Here is a 631-nt window from a genome sequence, read left to right as displayed (position 1 = left end):
GATGTCGGTGCCGAAGCGGTCGACGCCCATCAGGTTGCTGCGCACGTCGTCCCAGGCGATCACCAGGCGGCCGGAGCCGGGATCGACATACCAGTCCCAGCCGACAGTCAGGTGTGCGAAACCTGGCGAGGACGGACGCTGCCACTCGGTGTAGCCGGCCGCGTCGAAGGCGAGGCCGTCGGCGCGCAGTTCGTCGGCGAGCCCGGGGTCGAGCCCCGAGGCGATGTGCACGAGTTCGAGCCCCGCGAAGGCATGCAGGGGGAGGCGGACGTCACCGTCCTTGGACGGCGCGCAGTAAGGATGAAGCAGGGGCAGTGTCATGCGCGGCAATGTAGCAAGCCCGTGACCGTGATGTAACCTAGCAAGAATGACAGCGTGGAAGCTGTTGGAGAGATGATGGAACTACGCTGGCAGGATGCCTACCACCAGTTCAACGCGGCTGCGAACGAGCAACAGCTCTTTCAGCAGATCTCGGCCTATTCGAAGCGGCTCGGTTTCGAGTACTGCTGCTACGGCATCCGCGTGCCGCAGCCGGGCACGCAGCCGGTGGTCGAGATCTTCGACACCTACCCGGCCGGCTGGATGGCCCATTACCAGGCGCGCAACTACATCGAGGTCGATCCGACCGTGC

General features: G+C 65.0%; 2 protein-coding genes. One reads left to right on the top strand and one right to left on the bottom strand.

Annotated features, from left to right (window positions below):
* The coding region (locus tag FQ705_RS18850; RefSeq protein WP_144143583.1) for a DUF4902 domain-containing protein at nt 1–321 on the bottom strand (321 nt) is incomplete at its 3' end.
* 75 nt (nt 322–396) lie between these two features.
* Between FQ705_RS18850 and FQ705_RS18845 the strand changes: the two genes are divergently transcribed.
* Nucleotides 397–631: autoinducer binding domain-containing protein (locus FQ705_RS18845; RefSeq protein WP_186307913.1), on the top strand; the 235-nt coding region annotated here is incomplete at its 3' end.

The organism is Paraburkholderia sp. BCC1884 (assembly GCF_900996225.1).
Classification (GTDB): Bacteria; Pseudomonadota; Gammaproteobacteria; order Burkholderiales; family Burkholderiaceae; genus Paraburkholderia.
This window is presented reverse-complemented; position numbering and strand designations above follow the sequence as displayed.